This is a genomic window from Alphaproteobacteria bacterium (assembly GCA_017308135.1).
In the GTDB taxonomy this organism is placed as follows: Bacteria; Pseudomonadota; Alphaproteobacteria; order CACIAM-22H2; family CACIAM-22H2; genus Tagaea.
On the sequence record JAFKFM010000007.1, the window covers coordinates 563,534 to 588,592 of the forward strand.

Below are 25,059 nucleotides of genomic sequence, written 5' to 3' on the forward strand. Positions count from 1 at the left end.
CGCTTAAGTGACGACGCGCGCAAGGGCGGCGGCGAGCTTCGCGTCGTCCGCCGCGCGGACCGTTTGAAGATCGACGAGCAGAACGCCCTTCGCCAGATCGCGCTCGCCGATATGGACCGGCGGGTCGCCGGCCTGGAGTTTCGCCGCAGCTGTGGGACCGTCGCCCGCGTCGATCTCCAACAACGGAATTCGGCTTCCGGTGATTCGTGTCCGGTCCTTGGGCAGCGAGGCGGCGATCGCTTCCAACCGCGCGCGCAATCCGGCGATATGGGCGGCGTCGTCGCGCGCGGCGAAAATCTCGAGTGCGACGATCAGGCCGACGATCTCCTCCTTGCCGACCTTGAAGGCGCGCCCGATGCCGTGATGCGGGGGAACGGGCACGCGGGCGCGATCGACGATCTCGGGGGCCGCCCAGCGCGCGGGATCGACATCCATGTCGAGTTGCTGGAGCAGCGCGGAGGCGATCAGATCGCGCTTGCCCGCGAGAATGCCGCTCGCTTGCGGACCGCCGATCGCCTTGCCGCCGGAGAACACGACCAGATCCGAACCCGCCGCGACGAAGGCGCGCAGATTCGAGGCGGGCGGCAATTGCGCCGCCGCGTCGACGATGAGCTTGAGGCCGCGCCGCCGGCAGGCCTCGACGATGCCGGACAAAGCGGGGATCGTTTCGGGCGTGGCGGTGAAGGCGAAGGCGACCGTTGCCGGCGTGATCGCGGCGTCGATCTCCCACGCTTCCAGCCCGCGAATGCCAGCCCCCGTGCCGCGATCGTTATGGCCGATATCGACGAGCACGGCGCCCGCCGCGCGCAGCGCGTGGTCATAGGCGTTGCGATGCGTGCGCGGGATCAGGATTTCGTTGGGTATCCCGCGCGTATCGGGCAGGCGCGCCATCTTGGCGACGTCGTAACCGGCGATGCAGGACGCCGCCGCCAGCGTCAATGCGGCGGCGGCACCCGAGGTGACGAGCCCGGCTTCCGCCCCCGTCGCACGCGCGATCGCGCGACCGGCCGCCGCCTGCAATTCGCCGATATCGACCGAGCCTTGGGCCGCGTCGCGCATCGCATCGAGGACGGCGTCGGCCATCAAACTGCCGCCCAGGCGCGTAAGGGTGCCCGCCGCGTTGATCCGCCGTTTGACGCCGAGCCGGGCGTAGATACCGGTCATCAATTGCCCCGCAAATGGCAGGCGACGAAGCGGCCCGGCGCGATCTCGCGCAAGGCGGGCGATTCCTCGCGGCAACGCGCGACCGCATAGGGGCAGCGCGTATGGAAATGGCAGCCCGACGGCGGATTCATCGGGCTCGGCACTTCGCCTTCCAGCAGCCGGGCTTCGCGCTTGGCGCGCGGATCGGGGATCGGCGCAGCGGCGATCAAGGCCTCGGAATAGGGATGCTGCGGATCGGCGAAGATATCCTCGCGCCGCGCGAGCTCGACGATGCGGCCCAAATACATGACCGCGATGCGATGGCCGATATGCTCGACGACGCCCAGATCGTGCGACACGAACAGATAGGCGAGGCCGTATTCCTCCTGCAGATCCATCAGCAGGTTCAGGACCTGCGCCTGCACCGAAACGTCGAGCGCCGAAACGGGCTCGTCCGCGACGATCAAGCCGGGATTGAGGGCGAGCGCGCGCGCGATACCCAAACGTTGGCGTTGCCCGCCGGAGAATTCGAACGGAAAGCGGTTGCGTGAATCGGCGCGCAAGCCCACGCGCGTCAACAGCTTGACCGCGCGTTCGTCGCGGTCGGCGACGGACATGGATTCGTAGTTTTCGATAGGTTCCGTCACGATGGCGCCGGCGCGCAAACGCGGATTGAGCGACGCGTAAGGGTCCTGGAACACCATCTGCACATGGCGGCGATGGGCGCGCATGCCCGCTTCGTCGAGCGTCGTGACGTCGACGCCATCAAGCGCCACATGGCCGCTCGTCGGCTCGATCAGCCGCAGGATCAGCTTGGCGACGGTCGACTTGCCGCAACCGGACTCGCCGACCAGGCACAGCGTTTCGCCGGCCGCGATATCGAACGACACGCCGTCCACCGCGCGAATCTTCGCCACGACGCGGCGCAGCAGACCGCGCGTCACGTCGAAATGCTTGGCGAGGTCTTTGACCTCCAGCACGGTGCGCCGTTCGGTCATGACGCCAGCACCTTTTCGGCTTCCCAGCAGGCGACAAGATGGCCGTTTTCCAATGGGCGGATCGGCGGCGGCTCGTTACGGCATCGGTCGGTCGCGTGGGCGCAGCGGGGTGCGAAGGCGCAACCCGCGATCGGGTCGCGCAGATTCGGCACGATCCCGGGGATTTCCGACAAGCGCCGCTGGCCGCCGCGCCCGGCGTTGCGGCGCGGGATCGAGGCCATCAAACCGCGGGTGTAGGGGTGGGCGGGGCGGTCGAAAAGGTCGAGCACGTCGGCCTCCTCGACCTTGCGGCCGGCATACATCACCACCACGCGGCGGCAGGTTTGCGCGACGACCCCCAGATCGTGGGTGATCAGCATAACCGCCGCGCCGATCTTCTCTTTGAGGTCGAGCATCAATCGCAGTATCTGCGCTTGGATCGTCACGTCGAGGGCCGTGGTCGGCTCGTCGGCGATCAGAAGCTTCGGATTGCAGGCGAGCGCCATCGCGATCATCGCGCGCTGGCGCATGCCGCCGGAGAATTGGTGCGGATAATCGTGGACGCGCCGTTCGGCGTCGGGGATGCGGACGAGTTTGAGCATTTCCGCCGCGCGCGCGATCCCGGCTTCGCGGTCGAGCCCTTGATGGATCATCGCGGCCTCGGCGATCTGCTCGCCGATGGTGAAGACCGGATTGAGGCTCGTCATCGGTTCCTGAAAGATCATCGCGACGCTGTTGCCGCGGATCTTGCGCATCTCGGCTTCGTCGAGGCCGATCAATTCGCGGCCTTCGAACTTGATCGAACCGCCGATGATCCGGCCGATCTTCGGCGGCAGCAGGCCGAGAATGGAAAGCGCCGTCACGCTTTTGCCGCAACCGCTTTCGCCGACGACGCCCAGCGTCTCGCCCGGCCGGACTTCGAACGTCACGCCGTCGACGGCGCGCGTCACACCATCGCGCGTGAAGAAATGGGTGCGGAGATCGTCGATTTTAAGAACGGGCGTTTCGGACATGGCCGTCACATCCGCCGCGACAAACGCGGGTCGAGACGGTCGCGCAATCCGTCGCCCAGCAGATTGACCGCGAGGACGACCAGCGCCAAGCACAGGCCGGGGAAAAAGATCGTCCAGGGTGCGCGCGCCAGCAGCAGGCGGCTCGACGCGATCATGTTGCCCCAGGTCGGCGTTTCCGGCGGCACGCCGGCGCCGAGGAAAGAGAGCCCGGCCTCGATCAGGATCGCCGAGGCGGTCACATAGGTCGCCTGGACGATCAGCGGCGGGATCGTGCTGGGCAGGATGTGGCGCAGCACGATTTTGAGCGAACGGCCGCCGCCGCTAATTGCGGATTCGATGAAGGGCTGTTCGCGCGTCGACAAGACGACCGAGCGCACGAGACGCACGACGCGCGGCACTTCGGGAATGATGATTGCGACGATCACGATCGCGACGGTCGCGCGATTGAGCGAGACCATCGCGATGGCCAGAAGAATGGCCGGAATGGCCATGAAGCCGTCCATCAGGCGCATGATCGCGTTGTCGAGGCGGCGGAAATATCCGGCGGCCAAGCCGATGGCGAGGCCGATCGCGACGGAGGCGCTTGCGACGGATATGCCGACGATCAACGAGATGCGTGCGCCATAGACGCAGCGCGCGAAGATGTCGCGGCCCAAACCGTCGGTGCCGAACCAGAACGCGGCGGAGGGCGGCAGAAGCCGGTTGACCGGATTCATATGGCGCGGATCGCCCGCGATATAGGGCGCGAAGATCGCGATCACGGTCATGAGCGCCAAGATCGTCGCACCCGCGACGATCGTCGGGTTGCGCCGGGCGAAGATGGCGATCTCGCGCGCTGTCATCTCAGTACCGGATCCGCGGATCGAACAGAGTGTAGGACAGATCGACCAGCAGATTCACCAGCACGTAGATGCCGGCGAAGATCATGATCACGCCTTGGACGATCGGATAGTCGCGGCGCGAGATCGCGTCGACCACGAGCCGGCCCACACCGGGGATGTTGAACACCGTCTCGGTGATCACGACGCCGCCGATCAGAAGCGCCACGCCGATGCCGATCACCGTGACGATCGGCACGGCCGCGTTTTTCAGCGCATGGCGCAACAGCAGCGGGCGTGCCGCCACGCCCTTGGCTTTGCCGGTGCGGATATAATCCTCGGACAGGACTTCAAGCATCGCCGCGCGGGCGATACGCGCGATCAAAGCGACATAAGCCATGCCGAGTGCTAGCGACGGTAGGACGAGATTGTGAAGCCACGGGCCGATCCCTTCCGAAATCCGCGTATAGCCTTGGACCGGCAGCCAGCGCAGATCGATGGCAAAGACGAAAATCAGGATATAGCCGACGACGAAAACCGGCAGCGAGAATCCCATCACCGCGAAGCCCATGACGCTTCGGTCGATCCAAGTGCCCGGATTGGCGGCCGCGACCACGCCCAGCGACACGGCGACGACGACCGCGAAGGAGATGGTGGTGAGGGCGAGGGAGATCGTCGGCTCGGCGCGCTGGCCGATCAGCACGATCACCGGATCGCCCCAGAACAGCGAGTTGCCGAGATCGCCTTGGATCAGGGCGAAGCACCACAGCGCGAACTGCTTCCACAGCGGCTGATCGAAGCCGAGCTTGGCGCGGATCGCGGCGATCTGGTCGGTCGTGGCGTTGTCGCCCGCCATGATCGCGGCGGGATCGCCGGGCGACAGATGCAGCAGCATGAACACGATGATCGCGACCAGCGTCATCACCGGCACGGTCATCAAAATGCGTCGGACGATATATGCGAGCATCGGCTATTCCCAAGCGCACCGATGCGCCCGAACGGGGCGCATCGGCGGCTCGAACGCGAAACGAAAAGGAATGCCGATCAGACCTTCTCGACGTTCCACCAGGGAATGATCTCCGCGACCGACAGAAGACCTTGGAGATTGGTACGCATCGCGGCCGGCTGGATCCACTGGCCGTAATAGACCTGCGGCACGAAGTTCCAGGCGTTCTCCTGGATTTCGCGGGCGATGCGCTGGCGATCGGCCAGGGTTTCGCCGACCGCCCATTGGGCACGCAGCTGTTCGTGCTTTTCGTCGCTCGGCCAGCCGAACCACGCCTTGTCGCCGGTCGCGGCGTGCGCGGCGAGCAGGATGGGGTGGCCGATGGCGGTGCCGCCCGACGAGGTGATGAAGATGTTCCAGCCGCCTTGCGCGGGCGGCGCCTTGTTGGCGCGGCGCTGGACGACGTTCGACCAATCCATCGATTCGACGCGGACGTTGAAGCCGCCTTGGCGCAGTTCTTGGGCCAGAAGCTGGGCCGCGTTGCTCATATAGGGGATGTTGGTCGCCTGCATCAGCAGGACTTCCTCGCCCTTGTAGCCGGCTTCGGCCAGCAGCGCCTTCGACTTGGCGAAGTTCTGCCCGCCCGTGTACCAGCCGATATTCGCGTCGTTCGACATCGGCGTGCCCATGCCGAAGAAGGACGGCGTGTCCTTCGCGTATTTCGACGTGCCGAACGTCGCGCGCATGTGGTCCGACTGCTTGACGCAGTAAAGCAGCGCTTGGCGGCACTTCACGTTGTCGAACGGCGGATGCAGGAAGTTCGGCCGGATCTGACCGACCAAGCCCACTTCGTTGAGGACTTGGATCTTGATGTTCCGATCGGCTTCCAGCTGCGGCATGAAATCCGCCTGTGGAATTTCGTAGAAGTCGATTTCGCCGGCCTGCAACGCCGCCACGGCCGTTTGGCTGTCGGGCATATTGACGAAGACGACGCGATCGACCTTGACGACCTTGCCGCCCGAAATCCCGCTGGGCGCTTCGTTGCGCGGCACGTAGTTCGGGTTGCGGTCGTAAACATACTGCGTGCCGGGCCGCGTCTCGGCCAGGTTCAGCGTGAACGGGCCGGAACCGACGACCGTCTCGATCTTCTGCATCGGATCGGTTTCGGCTTCCTTCTTGCGCATCATGAAGCCGACCGGCGTCGTGGTCTTGGCGAGCACGTCGAGGACGAGGCCGTAACGCTCTTTGAGCGAAATGGTGAAGGTCTTCTCGTCCTTCGCGGCGATATCCTTGACGCGTTGCATCATGTGCTGGCCGCCGCCGTCGCGCACGGCCCAGCGCTTGATCGACGGGATGACGTCCGCCGTCGTCACATCCGTCCCGTCATGCCATTTGAGGCCGGGGCGAAGTTCGAAGGTCCAAGTCATCGAGCCGGCGTCGTAATCGTAGCGGTTGACCATCTGCGGTTTCGCGTCGCCCTTGCTGTCGATGCCGAACAGCGTGTCGTAGACCATGCCGCCGTGATAGGCGGACATGTTCGCCGTCGTCCAGATCGGGTCGTAGCTGGGAACGTCGCCGTGGAACACGGCGCGAATCGTGCGCGCCGCCGAAGGCCGCGCTTGGGCCATCGCCAACGACGGGGCCGCCATGGCCGCCATCGCGGCGGCCGAGCTCTTGAGAATTGTGCGTCGCGCAATCTTGGTCATGTGACCCTCCCTGTTTTTGTTTTGATGCTGAGGACGCTGCGGGTACGAAGACAGGTACTGCGAATACAGATACTGCGGGTACGCCAGATCAGGTCGGGGCCTTGTTTCGCCCTTAATTACAGCACGAGCTTGTCATAGCCCTAATCGGGCGGCAAGGCCGGTTTGGTCATATGAATGGTATCAGAAGATCAATCCCGGCGACGTTGTGGGATCCAGCGGATAAATCGGGCGTTGAATCCGCGTGAACGGAATCTTCCGGTAGTCCCGCGGGATCGGGCCGTCGGAATCGATATAGATCACCTTCTTGGCGATCGGGCCGAAAGCCGCCATGAAATGGTTCGTCGATTTGACGACAAGCATTTTTCGTGCGCGCGGGTCGATGCCGACATTCTCGAACAGCTCCAGCCCCAGCGCCTGCGTGCGGTTGGAGATCAGCACGACCTCGACGCCGCCGATTTTCACCGCCGCGCAGTCGCCGAGCGGAACTTGGGTGGGGCCGAAGCTTTGGCGGCAATCGCGCTTGAGGCCGACGACCGTAACCTTCGCGTCGATCGGTTGGCCCGAGGCGGGGCCGATCTTCCCGCCGAAGCGCAGCGCGAACGTGGCGCCGAGCCCGGCGTCGAAACATAAGCGCACCGCGATCGGGTCCCAGATCGGCCCGACCGCCGCTTCCTGCGCATCGCGTTCGATCAAGCGGCGCAAGATCGTCGTGTTGTCGGACGGCGCACCGCCGCCCGCATTGTCGGCGGGATCGGCCATCACGACCGGGGCGGCGTTGAACGCCATCGCGGCGGAGATGCCGCCATCGACGTCGAGATAATCGGGCATCGTCTTGCCGCGCATGGCGACGAATTCCTCGCCGATCTCGGTCGCGAGCTTGTCGGCCTGTTTCTTGTCGCCGTCGACGATGACGAGAATACGCCCCGTCATCTCGGGCACGTCGGCATAGGGGAAGCAATGGCCGATGGAGATCGACAGGATGCCGTTCTTGCCTTCCATCGCGATCATCCGATCGACGAAGGCGCGCATCAAAGGCAGCGTCGTGGGATAGCTTTGGATCTGGCGGCAATCATAGACTGACGTCACGGGCTTGATCTCGCCGCGGATCGTGCGTAGCACGAGGTTCAGCACGTCCTCCGCGCGCTCGACGACGTCGGTATGCGGAAATTCCTTATAGAGAACGATGATGTCGGCGAACTTCACGCGCCGCAGCGTCAAATGGCAATGCGGGTCGAGTTCGACGCCGATCACGCATTTCGGACCGACGATCGCGCGCGCGCGTTCGATGATGTCGCCTTCGACGTCCTCGTAGCCATGCGCGACCATCGCGCCATGCAAGCCCAGCAACACGCCGTCGACCGGCATCGCGGCTTTCAACTGGTCGAGGATCTCGTCGCGCATGAACTCATAGTCTTTGCGGTTCGTCGTGCCCGCCGGGCTCGCGGCGAAGCAACTGCCTTCGATCAGCGTGAAGCCGTCGGCTTTCGCGCGTTTGCGCGCCACCCATAAAGGGGCGGTGCACATCAGCGGCGTATCGTCGGGATGTTCGCCGGGCCGCAGGAAGACGCATTCCTTGTAGGCTTCAAGACTGGTCGGCAGCGGCGAGAACGTATTCGTCTCGGTCGCGATCGTCGCGGCGAACAGGCGCATTTTTATTCTTCTCCCTGGATTTGATGTTTCGGCCAGCATAGCCTTTCGGTTCCGCTGCGCGGAAGGGGCGAAGAAAATGGGAAAACCAACGCGGCTCGTCAGCGACATCGATTTCGACAAAGACGGCAAGCAAGTCACCTGGCTTGGCTTGCCGCATTCGGTGACGCGATCCGCCTATGGCCGGATCATGATACCGATCGCTTGCATCAAAAACGGGAAGGGGCCGACGGCGTTTTTCCAAGCGGGCAATCATGGCGACGAATACGAAGGGCAGATCGCGCTCGCGAAGTTGATCCGGGCGCTCGAACCGGGGGAGATCCAAGGCCGCGTCATCATTTTGCCGGCCGCGAATTTACCCGCTGCGATGGAGGGTGCGCGCGTGTCGCCGATCGACGGCGGCAATCTCAATCGCGTGTTCCCCGGCGATCCCGACGGCACGGTCACGCAGCAGATCGCCTATTACATCGACAGCGAATTGTTCCCGCGCGCCGATCTGTTTCACGATCTGCATTCGGGCGGCGGCTCGCTCGAATACATGCCCTTCGCGTCGATGCATGAAGGCAAAGATGCGGCGATGAATGCGCGCTGCCGCGATGCGTTGCTCGCTTTCGCGCCCGATCTCGCGCTGATCTGGAAACTCGGCAACGACATACGCTTCGCGCCCGCCGCGGCGATGCATCGCGGCGTGCCGGCCCTCGGCGGTGAGTTCGGCGGCACGGGTGCCGTCGATCGCAAAGCGTTGGCGATGGTCGAGCGCGGCCTGCGCCGCCAACTCGTCGCGATGGGGATTATGGAAAAGTCGAAGGATTGGGCGGTATTGCCGCCGCCGCGCCGCGCCAGCGTTCCCGGCGATGCGTGGCACGTGTTCGCGCCCGAGCCCGGCCTCTTCGAGCCCGCGACCGATCTGGGCGAAAACGTGCGCAAGGGCCAACTCTGCGGCCATGTCCATTTCATCGACAATCCGGCGCGCGCACCCGTGCCGTGCCATTATCGGGAAGATGGGTTTGTCGTGTGCCGGCGCCATTACGGCCGCGTGGAACGCGGCGATTGCGTCGCCCATCTCGCGGTCGACGAATCCTGGTGAGCGGCGTGACGGCAAGCGCATGACCTTGGGGCGTCGCGTCACCTGCGTTGCGGTTCCCAACCGCGCGGCGATGATGACTGTCCCTTCGACGCGCAACTCGTCCGGCCTTGTCCCGCCACTCGACAAGCCGGCATTGGCGCGCGACGCTCGCCGCGTGCGTTCCGGATCGTTCATGTCTTTCAGATGGTTATTCGAGTGTCCGAAGTGCTCCAGCGGAGCCAGTCCGGACGGAAGATTTGGTAGCAGCGGAGGGATTTGAACCCCCGACCAAGGGATTCGTTTTTCTGGGTCACAGATTAGGCGCTATCGGCGCGCGATGTTGCGATCGTTGGCTAGGTCGCGGCGCTTGTTGTCGGGTCAAGCGGCCCCGGAAGGGCCCCAGCGCACTGGACGCCCGCGCATGCCGCAAATTTGCAGCTACGACGTCTTTGGGCGTTGGTACCTGGGTTCTATGGCCAGCTCCCTCGATTTTGGCGCAGCTACCAGCCTGTTTTTGCCAGCTACCCGACCAGACTTGAAAAAAATGCGGTTGCTACCCGCAATTCCGCCAAGGGCCAGGGCTGGTGAGTTAGATTTACTATAATAATATCAGTAAGTTGTTTCGAAATTGATTGGGCAGCTAAATTGATTGCTAGCTAGGCAGTCAGAATCCAAGATTCGGTCCTTTAAGCGGGCACGGCGAGGGATGGCGGAGGTGTTTCGTCCAGCCTTCGTCCGTGGCGCATTTCGTCGTCCACTTGCCCCGCCAAAATCCAATATCGAGCGCGCGCCAACGATGCGGATACGTCCGAGGCACCGATCGTTGTTTTCGAAAAATTGGTAAGGCCACTTGACAGGTAAGGCCAAAATGTGATTTCTCTTGGGTCGATGAAACCGACCCCCAAAGCAACGCTCAGCCGTCTCGCCGTCGTTCGGCCCAAACGGCTTTACGAACAGATCGCCGAGCAGGTCGAAGCGCTGATCCGCGACGGCAGTTTCGCGCCGGGCACACGGTTGCCGGCCGAGCGCGAATTGGCCGAGCAACTCGGCGTCAGCCGTCCGTCGATCCGCGAGGCGCTGATCGCGCTGGAAGCCGCCGGCCTGATCGAAACGCGGATCGGCGACGGCACCTATGTGCGCGACGCCTCCGGTGGCAAGCCGGTGTTTCCGCTGGAGACGTCGAAGGATTTGGGGCCGGGCACGCTCGAACAATTCGAGGCGCGCCGTGCGATCGAAACGACCATCGCTGAGATGGCGGCGCGCCGCGCCTCGACATCTGAGATCGAAGACCTTCGCGATTGCGTTGCGCGCATGCGCAAGTTGATCGAGGCCGGCAAGTCGCCTTCGGAAGAGCATCGCTATTTCCACGCGCGCTTGGCCGAAATCGCGGGCAACTCGATCCTGGCGGGGGCCGTCAAAGAGCTTTGGCGCCTGCGCCAAGGCGAGATGTGGGATTTGCTACGACGCCACGTCGAAAACTCCCAAAGCTGGCGCGACGGTCTGGAATTCCGCGAGCGCCTGATATCCGCGCTGGCGGCGCAGGATCCGGCGAAGGCGCGCAAGGAAATGCGGCGCCATTTCGATCGGGTCGAGAAGCTCTATTTCGATACCAAAATCTGACCAAGCGCGTCGAACGCGCGATAACGGAGGAAGCGATGACCATCCAAGTGACGAGGCGCGTCGCGTTGGCCGGCGCAGGTGCGCTGGCGGTACCTGCGATCTGGCGCAACGCCGCGGCGCAGACGCCGGCGACGGTGACGATGTGGACGTTCCTCGATCCCGCCAAACCGGGCGGGCGGGAATCCGCGCTCAAACAAATGATTGAATCGTTCGAGGCGAAAAATTCGAACGTGAAGATCCGCGTCGAGCCGCAGGTGTGGACGACGCTCGCAGAGAAATTCGTGCTCGGCCACAACACGCGCAACGCGCCGGATATCGGCTGGGTCAATGCCGAAAATCTCGGTCTGATCCTCAACACCGACGCGGCCGCCGATCTGAAGCCGCTGGTGGTCGATACGTGGTCGGCGCAGCGGCGCGACGATTTGGCCGTACCCGCGGCCCTGCAGGCCGTGACCGTCGGGGGCAAGGTGCTCGCCATGCCGCTGATGGCGATCACTTGGACGCTGATGTACCGGCGCGATCTTCTGGCGCAAACGGGCTTGACGCCCGACAGCCTGAAGACCTGGGACGGCGTTCTCGAAGCCGCCAAGCGCATGACCAAGGATACGAATGGCGACGGTCAGCCGGATATTTGGGGCCTTGGCCTCGGCCTCGCCAGCGAACGTTTCTCGGCGACGCCGGCAGTGCTCGCGGCGATCGGCGGGCAGAACGGCATATTCACCGACGACTGCAAGGCGCGCATCGCGACGCCGGAGGCCGAGCGTGCCCTTACCTGGCAGGCCGATCTCATCACCAAGCATCGCGTCACGCCGCGCGAGGCCGTTGCGATGACGTCGGACGATGCGATCGATCAGTTCGCCGCCGGGCGCTACGGGATGATGATCATCGCCAATAGCCGTTTTGAACAGATACAGCGCACGGCGGCGGGCTGGAACAAGGACGATCTTGCCCAAGTCGGCATTCCGGGTTGGAACGCACAGAAGGGCGGCCCGGCCGTCATTACAGGCTGGTTCGCGGTCGCTTGGCGTAACTCGCCGCGTCTGCGGCAAGCGGCGGCGTTCATCGATCACATGACAAATGCCGACGCGATGGCGCTGTGGCAGTCGCCGGGCGGTCAGGTGCCGATGCTAAAAAGCCTCGCCGCGAATCCGCGGATGGCCGAACCCGCGAATGCGCCGCTGCGCCTCGTCGCCAACGAGTTCTCGACGAACGGCTTCATGATGCCCGGCCGCTGCAATTGGTCGCGCACCTTGGCTGACTTTAATCTCGCCACGCAACAACTCGTGCTGGGACAGCGCAGCGCCGCCGACGCGCTGAAGATCGCCGAACGCACGACACAGGAACGCCAGTAAAGGCCGGTCGCGGGCGGCGCCTTCGGGTGTCGTCCGCCGCCGTCCCACGGGATTGGGTCAATGGAAACGCGTCGCGCCGAATTTTGGGTGCCGTATCGGCTGATTGCGCCGGCGGTGGCACTGGAGGCTGGCTTGGTGATCGGGCCGCTTCTGGTCGGCTTCTGGTACAGCCTTCACAATGTCCGTTTCTTCCAGATCCGATCCTTCGTCGGCTGGGACAACTATGCGCGCGTCGTCACCTCGCCCGAGGTTCTGGGAAGCCTCGCTGCGACGGCGATCTTCGCCTTCTTCTCGCTGATATTGACCTTCGCATTGGGATTCGCATTGGCGTTGTGGCTGGAGCGCGACGGACGTTCGGCCACACTGATGCGCGCGATCGTGCTCGTTCCCTACATGATCGCGATGCTCGTCGGCTCAATGCTTCTCAAATGGCTCTTCTCCCAGGAAGCGGGATTGTCGCAACTCGCCCTTGGGCCTTTAGGCATGGGCGATGTATCGATCCTCGCCAATCCCAAATCCGCGATGGCGGCGCTGGTGTTCAACGCGATGTGGCGCGATGCGGCTTTCGCGATGATCATGTTGCTCGCCGGCCTTAAAAGCATACCGCCATCTCTGCATCTGGCCGCGCGCGTGGACGGCGCCGATGCGTGGATGCGCTTCCGGCGCATCACGCTGCCGCTGCTGCGTATCCCCATCCTGATCACGGTCGTCCGGCTGCTGATCCACTTCGTCAACATCCTGACGTTTCCACTGATCTTAACGGGCGGCGGGCCGGGCAATTCAACCGAGGTGGTGGTGCTGCGCATGTTCCGCCTCGGCTTCCAGGACCACATTCTGGGCCCGGCCAACGCGCTGGCGATCCTGGTGTTCCTCGCCAATCTGGCGCTGGTCGCGATGCTGCTTCTGTTGTTTCGCCGCGCGGGGAGGCTCTGATAATGACCGACGTTTTCGCGCATGCTTTGCGCCGTAAGGCGGCACGCCTCGCGGTCAACGCGCTGATCGGATTGTTCGCGCTGCTGCCGATCCTGTGGGGTTTTCTGTCGTCGCTGAAGCCGACCGATAAGATCGTCGAGTTTCCGCCGCGCCTACTGCCCGAGAATCCGACGCTTGAGCATTACGTGCGTATCTTCGCCGACAACGCAGCCTATTTCATCGCCAACAGTATCGCCGTCTCGGCCGCAAGCGTCCTCCTGACGTTGGCGCTGGGAGCGCTTGCCGGATATGCGATCGCGCGCTTCCGATTTCCCGGCCGCGACACGTTGATGGTCTCGACCGTTGCGGTCATGTCGATCCCGATCGCCTCGTTGCTCGTGCCCACATTTACGCTCCTCAGCGCCACCGGTCTCGCCGATACGCGCCTGGGGCTCGTGTTGCTCTATTCGGCCTACCAGCTGCCGGTCGTCGTGTGGATGCTCTACGGTTATTTCCTATCGCTGCCGGTGGAGGTGGAGAACGCCGCGCGCGTCGACGGCTGCTCGCCGACGCGCACCCTGTTCAAGGTCGTGCTGCCGCTTTCGAAACCCGGCTTGGTCGCGGCGGGTTTGTTCGTGCTGGTCTTCGCTTGGAACGACTTCGTCGTCGCGGTGACGATGACGTCGAGTGAGACCGCGCGAACCTTCCCCGTGGCGATCTATTTCTATCTCGGCTTCTACGGCCGGGAATGGGGCCCGCTTTTGGCGGCGTCCATCGTCTCGATCGTGCCCATCGTCGCGATCTTCGTGTTTCTCCAGCGGCATTTCGTCTCCGGTTTGACCGGCGGCGGCGTGAAGGGTTGAGCCATGTCGGCTGTACGTTTCAGCGGCGTCTCCAAAAACTACGGCCCCGTCGTTGCGTTGGCGGGTCTCGATCTCGACGTGGCGGAGGGCGAGTTCCTGTCGCTGCTGGGCCCGTCGGGCTCGGGCAAGTCGACGACACTAGGCTTGCTCGCGGGCTTGATCGACGCCGACGGCGGCAAAATCGAGATCGCCGGACGCGACGTAACGGCGCTCCCGCCCGAAAAGCGCGATCTGGCGATGGTGTTCCAGAACTACGCGCTCTATCCGCATCTCACGGTGATGGAGAACATTGCCTTCCCGCTGGAGGCGCGCAAACCCAAGCCCGACGCCGGCGAAATCCGTCGCAAGGTCGAGGCGGTCGCGCAGGCGCTGGGTATCGGCGCGCTGCTCGCGCGCTATCCGCGCGAGATTTCGGGCGGCCAGCAGCAGCGTGTGGCGCTGGGCCGCGCGATGGTACGCGACCCCAAAGTGTTCCTGCTGGACGAGCCGCTGTCCAATCTCGACGCGCGCTTGCGCATCCGCATGCGCCGGGACCTCAAGGCGCTGCACGCCCAGCTCGGCTCGACCATCGTCTATGTGACGCACGATCAGTCGGAGGCGATGACGCTGTCGTCGCGCATCGCGATCTTCAATCACGGCAAGCTGCAGCAGGTCGCTCCGCCCGCCGAGATTTACGACCGGCCCGCCAATGCCTTCGTCGCGAACTTCGTCGGCGATCGCGAGATGAACTTCCTCGACGGCGAGCTCGGCGTTCAAGGCGGCGTCCCGCGTTTCGTGTGCGCGGGCGGTTCCGTTGCGCTCCATCCGTCGGCGGCCGTGCTCGGCGGCGGAAAGCTTAGGATGGGCGTGCGCGCCGAGGCGATCGCGCCCGGCCGCGACAAGGGCGATCTGCGCGGAACGGTGGCACTCGCCGAGCTTGCCGGACCGGATCTGTTTTTGACCGTGCGCCTCGCCGAGGGCGCCGAGATCGTTGCGCGCGCCGATCCGCGCGAATTCACGGCGCGCGAGGGGGAGGCGGTGTCGCTCGCCTTCGATCCCGCGCGCATTCACTTGTTCGACGCTGAAACCGGAATCGCCCGCCATCACGGCGCGGCCTGATCGTTCCATACCAAGGAGAGACGTTACCCCTATGGCTCAGAAACTCCATCACGCGGAATATGACGTCGTCGTCGTGGGCGGCGGTTGTGCGGGCGTCGCCGCGGCGATCAGTGCCGCCAAGAACGGTGCCAAGACGCTGCTGCTCGAAGCGGGCTCGATGATCGGCGGCGAGCTAATCACTGGCCTGCCGGTTGACGGCGCATTGAACGCGCGCGGCGAATGGATCGTCGGCGGCGTGCTGAAGGAGATTCTGGACGAGCACGAACGACTGGGCGGCTATATCGGGCCGATCAAGGATTGGCGCCTGATCTGGTACGTGTGCATCGATCCGGAGATCATGAAGATCGCCGTCGCCAATGTCGTGCGCCGCCACGGCGTGCATGTGTGGATGTACTCCTTCGCCGAAGACGTGGTGATGGACAATGGCGAAGTGCGCGGCGTGGTCGTGCTCAACAAGCGCCAGCGTACGCTCGTTTCCGCCAAGGTGTTCATCGACTGCTCGGGTGATGGCGATGTCGCGATGATGGCGGGCGCCGAGGCGATGATCTCCAACGACAAGGGCGAGTTCCAGCCGCTGACGATGCTGTTCCGCATGTCGGGTGTGGATTCCAAGCGCTTGCTCGATTTCTGCGTCGAGGCGCCGGAGAACCTCGCGGTCGGCGAAAGCGAATGGATGGGTTCGGATCTGACGCCGCGCCAATGCGCCGAGAAGCTTCGCGAACAAGGGCATCCGGCCGTGTTCGTCAAAGGCAACGGCCCGCTGATTCAAGACGGTATCCGTAACGGCGATCTGAAGTACGAGACCGCCTTGATCGGCATTATCCCGGTATCGGCGGAACGCGGCGAGGTGTCGATCAACACGACGCGAATCGCCAATATCGATGCGACCGATACGGTGAAATTGTCGGAGGCTTTCAACGGCCTGGTCGATCAGGTGTGGAATTGCGTGGCGTTCATGCGCAAGCGCGTGCCCGGCTTCGAGAACGCGCATTTCTCGGGTCTGGCGCATCGCTTGGGCATTCGTGAAACGCGCCGCATCGTCGGCGACTACGTGCTGACCGGCGACGACGTGCTGAATGCGCGCAAGCGCGACGACGCGATCGGCAAGGGCTCCCACCATATCGACATCCATCAGGACGGCATCAAGCAAGTCCGCATCCCGGTGAAGCACGGCGGATCCTACGACATGCCCTACGACATGCTGCTGACCAAGAGCTTGAAGAACGTCTATATCGCCGGGCGTTGCATGTCGGCCGATCGCGAAGGCCACGGCTCTGCGCGCGTCATGGGGCCATGCATGGCGCAGGGCGAAGCGGCGGGCTTGGGGGCGGTGATCAGCCTGCGCGGCAACGATCCGGGCAATATCCGCAGCGTGCCGGTGCGCCAGTTGCGTGAAGGTCTCGCGGCGCAAGGGGCGATTCTGTCCGGCACGCATTAACACGATGGACGCAGCACACGGTGCTAGCCGCGTCGATTTCGTGATCGTCGGCGGCGGGGCGGCGGGCAGCGTGCTCGCCGCCCGGCTTTCCGAAGACCCGCGCCGGCGCATCGTGCTGGTCGAGGCGGGGCCCGATCTCGATCCCGAGCGTCGCCCAGACCTGACCGATACCTATGGCGGGCGTGCCTTTGTCGATCCGGCCTATTTCTGGCCGGGGTTGCGCGCGCGCCACGCCGTCGGCGGGCCGGAGCATGCGTTCAAGCAAGGCATGCTGCTGGGCGGTGGATCGACGATCAACGGCCAGATTTCGCTACGGGGCGCGCCCGCCGACTACGATCATTGGGCGGTCGCGGGCGCCAAAGGTTGGGGCTGGGATTCGGTTCTGCCGTTCTTCCGCAAGCTCGAAACCGATCTTGATTTCGGCGGACCGCTGCACGGCGACGCGGGACCGATCAAGATCAGGCGCGCGCCGCCCGAGACCTGGGATGCGGCGACGCTTGCCTATATGCGTGCATGGTCACAGCTCGGCCATAAGCGCCTCGACGATCTCAACGGCCCGTTCGGCGATGGGTATGGCGCGCTGCCGTTCAGCAATGACGGACAGCTGCGTCATTCCGCCTCGCGTGCCTATCTGACCGACGCGGTCCGTGCGCGGCCCAATCTATCGATTGTTGCGAACGCCCGTGTATTGCGCGTCGCGATCGAAAACGGTCGCGCCGCCGGAATCGAGTTTCGCCGTGACGGCGAAACGCGGCGGATCGACGCCGATCACGTGATTCTGAGCGCGGGGGCTATCCGCTCGCCGCAATTGCTGATGCTGTCGGGGATCGGGGATCAAGCCGAATTGGCGCGGCACGGGATCGACATCCGCGCGCATCGACCTGGCGTGGGGCGCAATCTTCAGGACCATCCGATCGTTTCGATTTCGGCCTATGTCGATCCCAAAGCGCGGGGCGTGAAGCCGTCGCGCGGCGTATCGACCTATCTGCGCTACAGCTCGGGTGTGCCGGATTGCGAGCCATCGGACATGGTGCTGTCGGGAGGTGCACGCTCGATGTGGCACGATGTGGGCGAGCGCATCTGCTCGCTGCGCGCCTATCTGTGCCTGCCGTACTCGCGCGGCCAACTCACGCTTGCTGCCGCCGATCCGGGCGTCGATCCGATCATCGATTTCAACGGCATGTCCGATCCACGCGATTCGCGCCGCCTCGTCGAAGGCTTCCGCTTGGTCGCGCATATTCTGGATGGGATGATGCGTCCCGGCGTGGTGTCGGACGTATTCCCGTCGCGCCTGTCGCCGTTGATCGAGAAACTGAGCAAGCCCACCGCCTTCAACGCGCTGCTGGGAAGTGTCGGCGCGATCGCGATGGACGCTTCGGCGACATTGCGACGTTTCGTGATCCGCAATGTCATCACCGACGGCGCGTCGCTTGCAGACATTCTGCGCGACGACGCGACGACCGAATCCTATATCCGCCAGATCGTCGGCACGTCGTGGCACCCGTCGGGCACGTGCCGGATGGGGGCTGCGGACGATCCCGATGCGGTCGTCGACGCAAGCGGTGCTGTGATCGGTGTCCGTGGCCTGACGGTAGCCGACGCTTCAATCATGCCGCGCATCGTGCGGACGAACACCAATCTACCGACGCTGATGATCGCCGAGAAGATCGCCGCTCGGTTCACATAACGGCCGCAAATCAGAACGCTTCAAAATCAAGATCGAGCATCTCGCCTATTTCCGTGACTTTTGAGTCCAGGGCCTCAGCATCATTCTTGTCTTGCGTACGATCTTTCCAAAGATGACCGTAGAGATCGGTGGTCGTCAGATAGCTTGAGTGCCCCATGCGTTGCTGGAGGACTTTAGGAGTCACACCACGTTCAATTTCCAAGCTTGCATACGCATGTCTCAATCCATGCAACGTAATGGCTGGCTTTCCAAACCCTTTCCGAAATTCATAGAAATTTTGAACCCCGAACTTTCGCCAGCCGGCAACGTCGAGCTTATCCCACCATCTCTTGGCATGGCCTGCTGTTGAATATATGTCTGAAGCATCGCGTATACGCGATTGGAGATCGGAACGTCGCGAAATGCGGCAGGCGTTTTGCCGTCACCAATCTTATTGAAAATGTCAGCGCGCTGTCGGATTTGCACATAGTGCGAATCATTGATCGACACGACGTTCCGGATCATCAGGCCGCGCGTCTCGGACGGTCGAAGTCCAGCGAATAGCCCTAGCACAGCGACGACGTCCGCGCGGCGAATGTAGTTCCAGTTGATTTCGTCACCCCACTCAATTCTATCTCGTAAGTCGGAAATCAAAAGCTTCGATGGAACCTTGGCTCGTTCATATCGCCGGATCGATCCGCTGTCGCGACTGGCGCTGTAGCGTAAATTAGTCAGGGGGTTCTGTTCGATCGCGCCAACATTATGCGCGTAATTCATTAGTCTTTTAAAAGTAGAAAATACAACTTTCGCATATCTCGGCGTCAGCTGAGATTTCAGTTCGTCGAGTATCTCGAGACCTTTCATTCGATCGATATAACGTATCATCAAACTGCCAATCTTTGGCTCGATATGACGCTGAATTTGTCGCTGATAACTGTCGTATGTTGACCGCTCTAGACCTCCCGATTTCTGCTCCAGTACATACGCCGCCGCCACCGCAGAAAAGGTCAATGGCCTAGCTTGCGCGCCTGAGTTCATCCTTGTTGTACCCGGAGACTCAGCGAATGCGGCCGCTTCGCTTTGGGTTTTGAACTGACGGCGAAAGCGACGACCTTCGACATACAATTCGACAATCCAAGCGCGACGTATCGCGCCGCTCGCCGTTTTCCAGAGTCTTCGATAGATCGTCATGATGTCCCTCATTCCGCTTAGTTACGTTCGCGGCATAAATGATAAGGCTGGGGGACTTAAAATCGCCGTGCGCCGGCGTTAAAATACTGATTTTAATGCGTTATTGCGCGACATCTTTCGGCCTGCACGGCGTGAGATAACGCATCGTTGTGCCAAGGAGTAACGTATTGGCCAGCCCTGGGTTGGGGGGCGCGGGAAGCCATAATATGGACATCTGTAAGCAGTGCGACTTGGGCGCATATCGGCCTAACAACCTAGCAAGTCGACTGAGTTTGAATCCGTAGTGACGCAAGCGCGTCTCGAATGTGCCCGATCGGAGAAGGCGTGACCATTCGCATCTCTATCGCCCGGCTGAAACAGCGCCCGAACTTCCGGTGTTAGAGCTTCTCTAGATCCGCGCTCGCCGCTTCGCGATCTGACGGTCGATCAGCGCTAGCGTCTCCGGCCGTGTCATCCGCGTAGCTAGCGCTGCCATCGGGCTTTCCAATCCCGGTGGGGCGAACGGAAGGCATTCCAGCGGATCCTTGGCCAAATTTTCAAGCGGCTTATCGTCAGGTAAAGCAGGCCGGCTCTTAGGTTTCGAACTCGGATCTTTGGACATCGCTGAAAAGCACTCCAATCGCCAGTGGAATTCTCCGAGACAATATGCATGTCGCTGCGAATCAATTCACTGAAACTGAAAAGTTGGAGAAAGCCGAGATGTGTTGACGGCGCGTTTAGCTGCCGCTTCAAAATATCTCAAACGCAATGACGACGGATAGTCGGTCTCAGTGCCATTGGCCTATTGATTTATCAATCGTTCCGCAGGACTGAGAGTCCCTCGAAGTGTCTTTTCCGTCGGAGCGTTAACTGTGCCGCCGTCGCAAAAGGCCATGATTGAGCTCTGGCGACAACTCCGACTGCCCGCTGACTCTTAATCAGCGGGTCGTAGGTTCGAGCCCGACTTCGCCCACCATCGGCCCCGACGAACAAAGGCCCCGGTTACCGACCGGGGCCATTTTCATTGGAACGTTTCGTCCGCCTCTATGCGCGAGGGGCGGCGGCGCGCGGCGGCAATGCATGGAAGCTGCGATCGAAATAGATCAGGCTTTGACCGAGATCGGCCTTGGCGATGCCCACCACCCGCGCGATCACCACGCTATGCGTGCCGACCATGTGGCGTTCGATCACCCGGCAATCGAAACCCGCCGTGGCGCTTTTCAGTAGCGGGGCGCCCGTCACCAGCGTCGTCCACGCATCCGCCGCGAAGCGTTCCTCGGGTGCGATACCCGGCTTGCCGAAGCGCATCGCCAGATCTTCGTGCCCTTGGCCCAACACGTTCACGCATAAGGCGCCGTTGCCGACGATCACGTCATGCGCGCTGGAACTGCGGTTGACGCAGACCAGCAGCGTGGGCGGTGTGTCGGTCACACTGCACACGGCCGAGGCGGTGATGCCATGCTTACCCGAAGGGCCGTCGGTGGTGACGATATTGACCGCAGCACCCAGGCGCGACATGCCCGCCCGGAACGCATCGATCGAAACGGCGGGATCGGCTTCGCCCATCGCGATCAGCCCGCGACCGTTTCGACCGTGCCGCCGTTGCGTGCCGAAGCGAACACGGCTTCGAGGGCCGCGATCGTGCCGGTCAGTTCGGCATCGGTGACGGGATAGGGCGCCTTGCCGGCGACCGCGTCGGCGAAGGCTTCGAGATTGACCAGCACGGCCGGGGCGGCGGCGAAATCGCGCGATACGCGCTTTTCCCCGCGCAGGCAGGTCGTCATCGTCCAGCCTTCCGAGGCTTCGGGATGCGCCTTGTCGACGACCTCCGCCCAGCCTTTGTTGCCGTAAAGCGCGAAGCGCCCGACGAACGGTGTGGCCAGCATCGCGCTGATCAGGGCATTCGCACCGCTGGCGAAATTGACCATCACGCCCAGCGTGTCGCCGTTGCGCAATTGGCTGCCGAGCTGGGCGACATTCGCCACCACGCGGCGCGCGGGGCCGAGCAAGCTCACCGAAAGATCGAGCAGATGGATGCCCGTCGCCGTCATCGGCCCGGCGGGCGCGTTATCGGCCGACAGGCGCCAATTATCGGCGGGCAGGCTCAGGAATTTGTCCTGGCTGAAATTCGCTTCGATCTGCAACGGCGTGCCCAGCGTGCCGTCGCTCAGCAGCTTGCGCAGCTCCAAAATCGGCGGTTCGAAGCGGCGTTCATGCCCGATGCCGAGCACCAGCTTGGCGTTCCGGCACGCGGTGACGCATTCGACCGCATGCGTGCGGGTCAGCGCCAGCGGCTTTTCGCAGAACACATGCTTGCCGGCCGCGACGGCCGCCAAGATTTGCTTGCGATGCTGGGCGTGCGGCGTGCACAGAATGACCGCCTGCACGGCGGGATCGGCGAGCGCGTCGGCATAGTTCGTCGAGAACGCGGCGCCGAGCGGACGCACGATCGCTTCGCCGGCCGGATCGATATCGACCGCGCGCACGAGGCGCAGTTTGGGGCTTTCGGCGATCAATCTCGCCATGATCTTGCCCCACCAGCCCAGACCGATCAGTGCAACGGAAGTCATGCGTTCACGCTTTCTTGGGAATGAAGGGCAGCAGCACGCTCGACGCCGTGCCGGGCCCGGTGTGCAACGTCAGCGTCGTATCGAAAACCGCCGGCGGCCGGTCGGTCGGATCGTTGTGCAGAAACGGGCCGCAACCGCGCAGATCGTTCTTGAAGCTGGAATTGCGCACGCCCGGCCCGTCCCATTCGTAGTCCTTGCCGCGCACCGTCAAGCCGATGCGATAGCCCGGCGGCACGACGATGCCGGTCGGCCAGATTTCGACGTCGAGCTCGTAGACTTGGCCCGGAACCAGTTTCTGGTCCTCGTCATGCGTGTGATAGGGGCGGTAGGGCAGCGACAATTTCGGATCGAGCTTGCGGCGCGAGGCGCGCAGCCAGCCCTGGCCGATCGGCGTGTGCGGATCGACCGTGCCCGAGAACACGACTTCCTTGCCCTGCGGATCGAAGACGCGCAGCACCAGGAAGATGTCGGCGTCGTTCGTGGGCGAGGAGACGAAGATTTTGGCCGAGGACGGCCCCGCGATCTCCACTTCTTCGTCGAAGGCGGGCAGCAGGAAAGTCAAGCCATCGCCCATCGTCGCGTAGCTGATCTTGCCTTGCGCGGCCGGAACGGCTTCGGTCAGCGCCATCGTCGCGGGATCGAGATGCAGGCGCGTCCATTGCGTGCGCGCGATCGGCCATTCGTTCTCGCCGCGCGGCGTGAAGTGCTCGCCTGGGCGGCGCACCTGCATTAGTACGCGCGGTTCCTTGTCCCAGCCGTTCTGCTCGCCTTTCAGGAAATAGCCGAAGAATCTCTTCTGCAACGCCACGCCATAGGGCGTGTAGAAATGAGTCCAGTGCTCCAGCCCGTGGATTTCGAGCCATTTCTGCGGCGCTTTGGCGCGCATGAAACCTTCGAAATTGCCGCGCGGATGCATGCCCTGGCCCGCCCAACTCGCGGCCGACAAGAAAGGCGTGACCACCTTGTCCCAGTCGGGCGTGCGCGCGCGGTGATATTCGTCGTCGAAGCGATGGGCAAGAACGTCTTCGCCGAATTTCGCGCGATTGGCGGCGAGTTCGGCGTCCGACAGCGTTTCGGGGCCGCAGGCGAGTTCGCCATTGGCGCGGCTGCGCTTGCCGCGTTCGCCTACGCCATGCTGCACGGTCTTCACCTGCATGTCGTACCAATTGGCGAAGAAGGTCGACAAAATGCCGCCGTGATGGGTCATGTCGCGGTAGAAATCGGCGGCCCCTTCCCACACGCACATGGCGGTAAGGTGCGGGGGCTGCAACGCGGCGACCTGCCAGGCGTTGATCGCGTAATAGGAAATACCGTTGAGGCCGACCTTGCCGTTCGACCAATCCTGGCGCGCGCACCATTCGATGCACTCGTAGAAATCCTGCGTCTCGCGCGGGCACCACGGATCGAGGAAGCCGGGCGAGCGGCCGGCCCCGCGCGAATCGACGCGCACGCACACGTAACCGTCCGGGACCCAGCGCTCCGGATCGACCAGCTCCCAGCTTTGATAGAGATTGCTCGATCCTTCCAACGCGGCGGGATGCTGGCTTGCCAGCAGATTCCATGCCGTCGGATAGCCTTCCTGGAAGGCGAGGCCCTTGGCGTAGGGTCCGTAGGTCAGGATCGCGGGATAGCGGCCGGGCGCGATCGGGCGGAAGATATCGGCGCGCACCACCAAGCCATCGTCCATCGTGATGGGCGCGTCCCAGGAGATGCGCATGCCGTCGCGGATTTCGGTCTTTTCCATGTCGTGCGGGACCTAGATCGACGTATAGCCGCCGTCGACGACCAGCGACGTACCGGTGACGAACGACGCTTCGTCGGAAGCGAGGAAGACATAAGCGGGCGCGATCTCGTCCGGCTGGGCGATGCGGCCCAGCGGCGTCTGATCGATCAGCGTCTTGGCCCAATCGGCGGGCAGGGTGGCGTTGCGCGGTGTCGCGACAACGCCGGGCAGTACCGCGTTGACGCGGATTTTCTGGCGCGCGTATTCGACCGCTGCCGCGCGCGTCAGACTCAAAACACCGCCCTTGGCACTGTGATAGACGGTGGCGCGGCCCGAGGCGACGAGCGCGTAGTTGGAACAGGTGTTGACGACAGCCCCGCCGCCCGCCCGACGGAACGCCGGCATACAGGCTTTCATGCCCAGCCACGTGCCCTTCAGATCGACGTCCATCGTGCGGTTCCAGCTTTCCTCGGTCGTGTCTTCCACGCCGGGGCGGCCGGGAACGCCGGCGTTGTTCACCAGAAGGTCGAGCTTGCCGAAGCGGCTTTCGGCGAGCGAAACGGCGTCGTTCCAATGTGCTGCTTGCGTCACGTCGAAGCGCATATACGTGGCGATATCCGCGCCCGCTTCCTTGTTCACCGAAGCGACCAGCGTATTGCCTTCGTCGTCCAGAATATCGCCGACAACGAGCTTGGCGCCTTCGCGCGCGAAGGCGCGCACGATGGCGGCACCGATGCCGTGCGCCGCACCGGTGACGATCGCGACTTTGTTTTTAAGACGCATCGCGATCAACGCTTGCGGCGCGCGGGTGTTTTGGCGCGGGGTGCAGGCTTCGCGCGACGGGGTCCGGCCTTCGCATCGACCGGCTTGCCCCACAGACCGTGGCTCAAATCCTTGCCGGTCAGGAACACGACGTCGCGATCGGGGGCGGCCAATGTCGAATGCACCGCGTTGGGTGGGAAATAAAGCAGCGAGCCGGGGCGCGCGACGCCCTTCTTGCCGTCCACTTCGAAAGCAAGCTCGCCATCGATGATATAGACCCATTGCTCGTTCGGATGGTGATGCGCCGCAGCACCCGTGCCCTTGGGCATGCGCAGCAAGCCGAACATAAAGCGTTCGCCTTCGACGACCGCTCCATGCGCGGTCGAATATTCGGGGCCGGCCTCGACGCTTTTGAGGTTCGCCATCTTGAACAGATATTTGCCTTTGCCTGCCTTCTGGGCGGGCGGCGGCTTGCGCGGCGTCATGTTCGCCGGTGCGGTCGCGGTCTTGGGCATCGTTTCCTCGTTTCGTCGATCGTGATTGCGGCCAACATACACCGGTGCGCCGCG

At 63.3% G+C, this 25,059-nt stretch carries 21 protein-coding genes; 8 read left to right on the forward strand and 13 right to left on the reverse strand.

Annotated features, from left to right (window positions below; all coding sequences use genetic code 11):
* Nucleotides 1–3: 3 nt before the first annotated feature.
* The 7 genes from J0H39_07185 to J0H39_07215 form a co-directional block, all read right to left on the reverse strand.
* Nucleotides 4–1,164: a hypothetical protein gene (locus J0H39_07185; GenBank protein ID MBN9496521.1), complete on the reverse strand. Its 1,161-nt coding sequence runs from the start codon at nt 1,162–1,164 to the stop codon at nt 4–6.
* The gene (locus tag J0H39_07190; protein MBN9496522.1) at nt 1,164–2,141 is read right to left on the reverse strand and encodes a dipeptide ABC transporter ATP-binding protein; all 978 of its coding nucleotides are present in this window, start codon (nt 2,139–2,141) and stop codon (nt 1,164–1,166) included. The genes J0H39_07185 and J0H39_07190 overlap by 1 nt, the downstream gene beginning before the upstream one ends.
* Entirely contained in the window at nt 2,138–3,133 is a 996-nt protein-coding gene (locus J0H39_07195) for an ABC transporter ATP-binding protein (protein ID MBN9496523.1), read from the reverse strand. The genes J0H39_07190 and J0H39_07195 overlap by 4 nt, the downstream gene beginning before the upstream one ends.
* Nucleotides 3,134–3,138: 5 nt before the next feature.
* Nucleotides 3,139–3,975 carry an ABC transporter permease gene (locus J0H39_07200; protein ID MBN9496524.1) on the reverse strand — a complete coding sequence of 279 codons (837 nt, stop codon included), beginning with the start codon at nt 3,973–3,975 and terminating at the stop codon, nt 3,139–3,141.
* A gap of 1 nt (nt 3,976) precedes the next feature.
* Nucleotides 3,977–4,918 (reverse strand): ABC transporter permease, encoded by a 942-nt coding sequence (locus J0H39_07205; GenBank protein ID MBN9496525.1) that lies wholly within the window; start codon nt 4,916–4,918, stop codon nt 3,977–3,979.
* A gap of 77 nt (nt 4,919–4,995) precedes the next feature.
* Entirely contained in the window at nt 4,996–6,603 is a 1,608-nt protein-coding gene (locus tag J0H39_07210; protein MBN9496526.1) for an ABC transporter substrate-binding protein, read from the reverse strand.
* Nucleotides 6,604–6,783: 180 nt separating this feature from the next.
* Nucleotides 6,784–8,253 carry a M81 family metallopeptidase gene (locus tag J0H39_07215; protein ID MBN9496527.1) on the reverse strand — a complete coding sequence of 490 codons (1,470 nt, stop codon included), beginning with the start codon at nt 8,251–8,253 and terminating at the stop codon, nt 6,784–6,786.
* A gap of 76 nt (nt 8,254–8,329) precedes the next feature.
* Here J0H39_07215 and J0H39_07220 point away from each other — a divergent pair, with 76 nt between their 5' ends.
* The 8 genes from J0H39_07220 to J0H39_07255 all read left to right on the forward strand — a co-directional run bounded on the left by J0H39_07220 (nt 8,330) and on the right by J0H39_07255 (nt 18,286).
* Nucleotides 8,330–9,337: a succinylglutamate desuccinylase/aspartoacylase family protein gene (locus J0H39_07220; GenBank protein ID MBN9496528.1), complete on the forward strand. Its 1,008-nt coding sequence runs from the start codon at nt 8,330–8,332 to the stop codon at nt 9,335–9,337.
* 867 nt (nt 9,338–10,204) lie between these two features.
* On the forward strand, nt 10,205–10,936 hold the full coding sequence (locus J0H39_07225) for a FadR family transcriptional regulator (protein MBN9496529.1): 732 nt from the start codon (nt 10,205–10,207) through the stop codon (nt 10,934–10,936).
* A gap of 35 nt (nt 10,937–10,971) precedes the next feature.
* Complete coding sequence (locus tag J0H39_07230) at nt 10,972–12,288, forward strand: extracellular solute-binding protein (GenBank protein ID MBN9496530.1); 1,317 nt, start codon at nt 10,972–10,974, stop codon at nt 12,286–12,288.
* A 60-nt stretch (nt 12,289–12,348) separates the two neighbouring features.
* Nucleotides 12,349–13,221, forward strand: coding sequence for a sugar ABC transporter permease (locus tag J0H39_07235; GenBank protein ID MBN9496531.1), 873 nt, complete (start codon nt 12,349–12,351; stop codon nt 13,219–13,221).
* Nucleotides 13,222–13,223: 2 nt separating this feature from the next.
* Entirely contained in the window at nt 13,224–14,063 is an 840-nt protein-coding gene (locus tag J0H39_07240; GenBank protein MBN9496532.1) for a carbohydrate ABC transporter permease, read from the forward strand.
* 3 nt (nt 14,064–14,066) lie between these two features.
* Nucleotides 14,067–15,161: an ABC transporter ATP-binding protein gene (locus tag J0H39_07245; GenBank protein MBN9496533.1), complete on the forward strand. Its 1,095-nt coding sequence runs from the start codon at nt 14,067–14,069 to the stop codon at nt 15,159–15,161.
* Between the two features lie 31 nt (nt 15,162–15,192).
* Nucleotides 15,193–16,599, forward strand: coding sequence for an FAD-dependent oxidoreductase (locus tag J0H39_07250; protein MBN9496534.1), 1,407 nt, complete (start codon nt 15,193–15,195; stop codon nt 16,597–16,599).
* Nucleotides 16,600–16,603: 4 nt separating this feature from the next.
* Nucleotides 16,604–18,286 carry a GMC family oxidoreductase N-terminal domain-containing protein gene (locus J0H39_07255; protein ID MBN9496535.1) on the forward strand — a complete coding sequence of 561 codons (1,683 nt, stop codon included), beginning with the start codon at nt 16,604–16,606 and terminating at the stop codon, nt 18,284–18,286.
* Nucleotides 18,287–18,296: 10 nt separating this feature from the next.
* Here the strand turns inward: J0H39_07255 and J0H39_07260 are convergent, their stop codons facing one another.
* From J0H39_07260 to J0H39_07285, 6 genes are all read right to left on the reverse strand, one after another.
* Nucleotides 18,297–18,689 (reverse strand): tyrosine-type recombinase/integrase, encoded by a 393-nt coding sequence (locus J0H39_07260; GenBank protein MBN9496536.1) that lies wholly within the window; start codon nt 18,687–18,689, stop codon nt 18,297–18,299.
* A gap of 1,790 nt (nt 18,690–20,479) precedes the next feature.
* Nucleotides 20,480–21,001, reverse strand: coding sequence for a flavin reductase (locus J0H39_07265; protein ID MBN9496537.1), 522 nt, complete (start codon nt 20,999–21,001; stop codon nt 20,480–20,482).
* Between the two features lie 5 nt (nt 21,002–21,006).
* Entirely contained in the window at nt 21,007–22,005 is a 999-nt protein-coding gene (locus J0H39_07270; protein MBN9496538.1) for a Gfo/Idh/MocA family oxidoreductase, read from the reverse strand.
* A 4-nt stretch (nt 22,006–22,009) separates the two neighbouring features.
* Nucleotides 22,010–23,722: a CocE/NonD family hydrolase gene (locus tag J0H39_07275; protein ID MBN9496539.1), complete on the reverse strand. Its 1,713-nt coding sequence runs from the start codon at nt 23,720–23,722 to the stop codon at nt 22,010–22,012.
* A 39-nt stretch (nt 23,723–23,761) separates the two neighbouring features.
* Complete coding sequence (locus J0H39_07280; protein MBN9496540.1) at nt 23,762–24,517, reverse strand: glucose 1-dehydrogenase; 756 nt, start codon at nt 24,515–24,517, stop codon at nt 23,762–23,764.
* Nucleotides 24,517–24,975: a cupin domain-containing protein gene (locus J0H39_07285; GenBank protein MBN9496541.1), complete on the reverse strand. Its 459-nt coding sequence runs from the start codon at nt 24,973–24,975 to the stop codon at nt 24,517–24,519. The genes J0H39_07280 and J0H39_07285 overlap by 1 nt, the downstream gene beginning before the upstream one ends.
* Between the last annotated feature and the right edge of the window lie 84 nt (nt 24,976–25,059).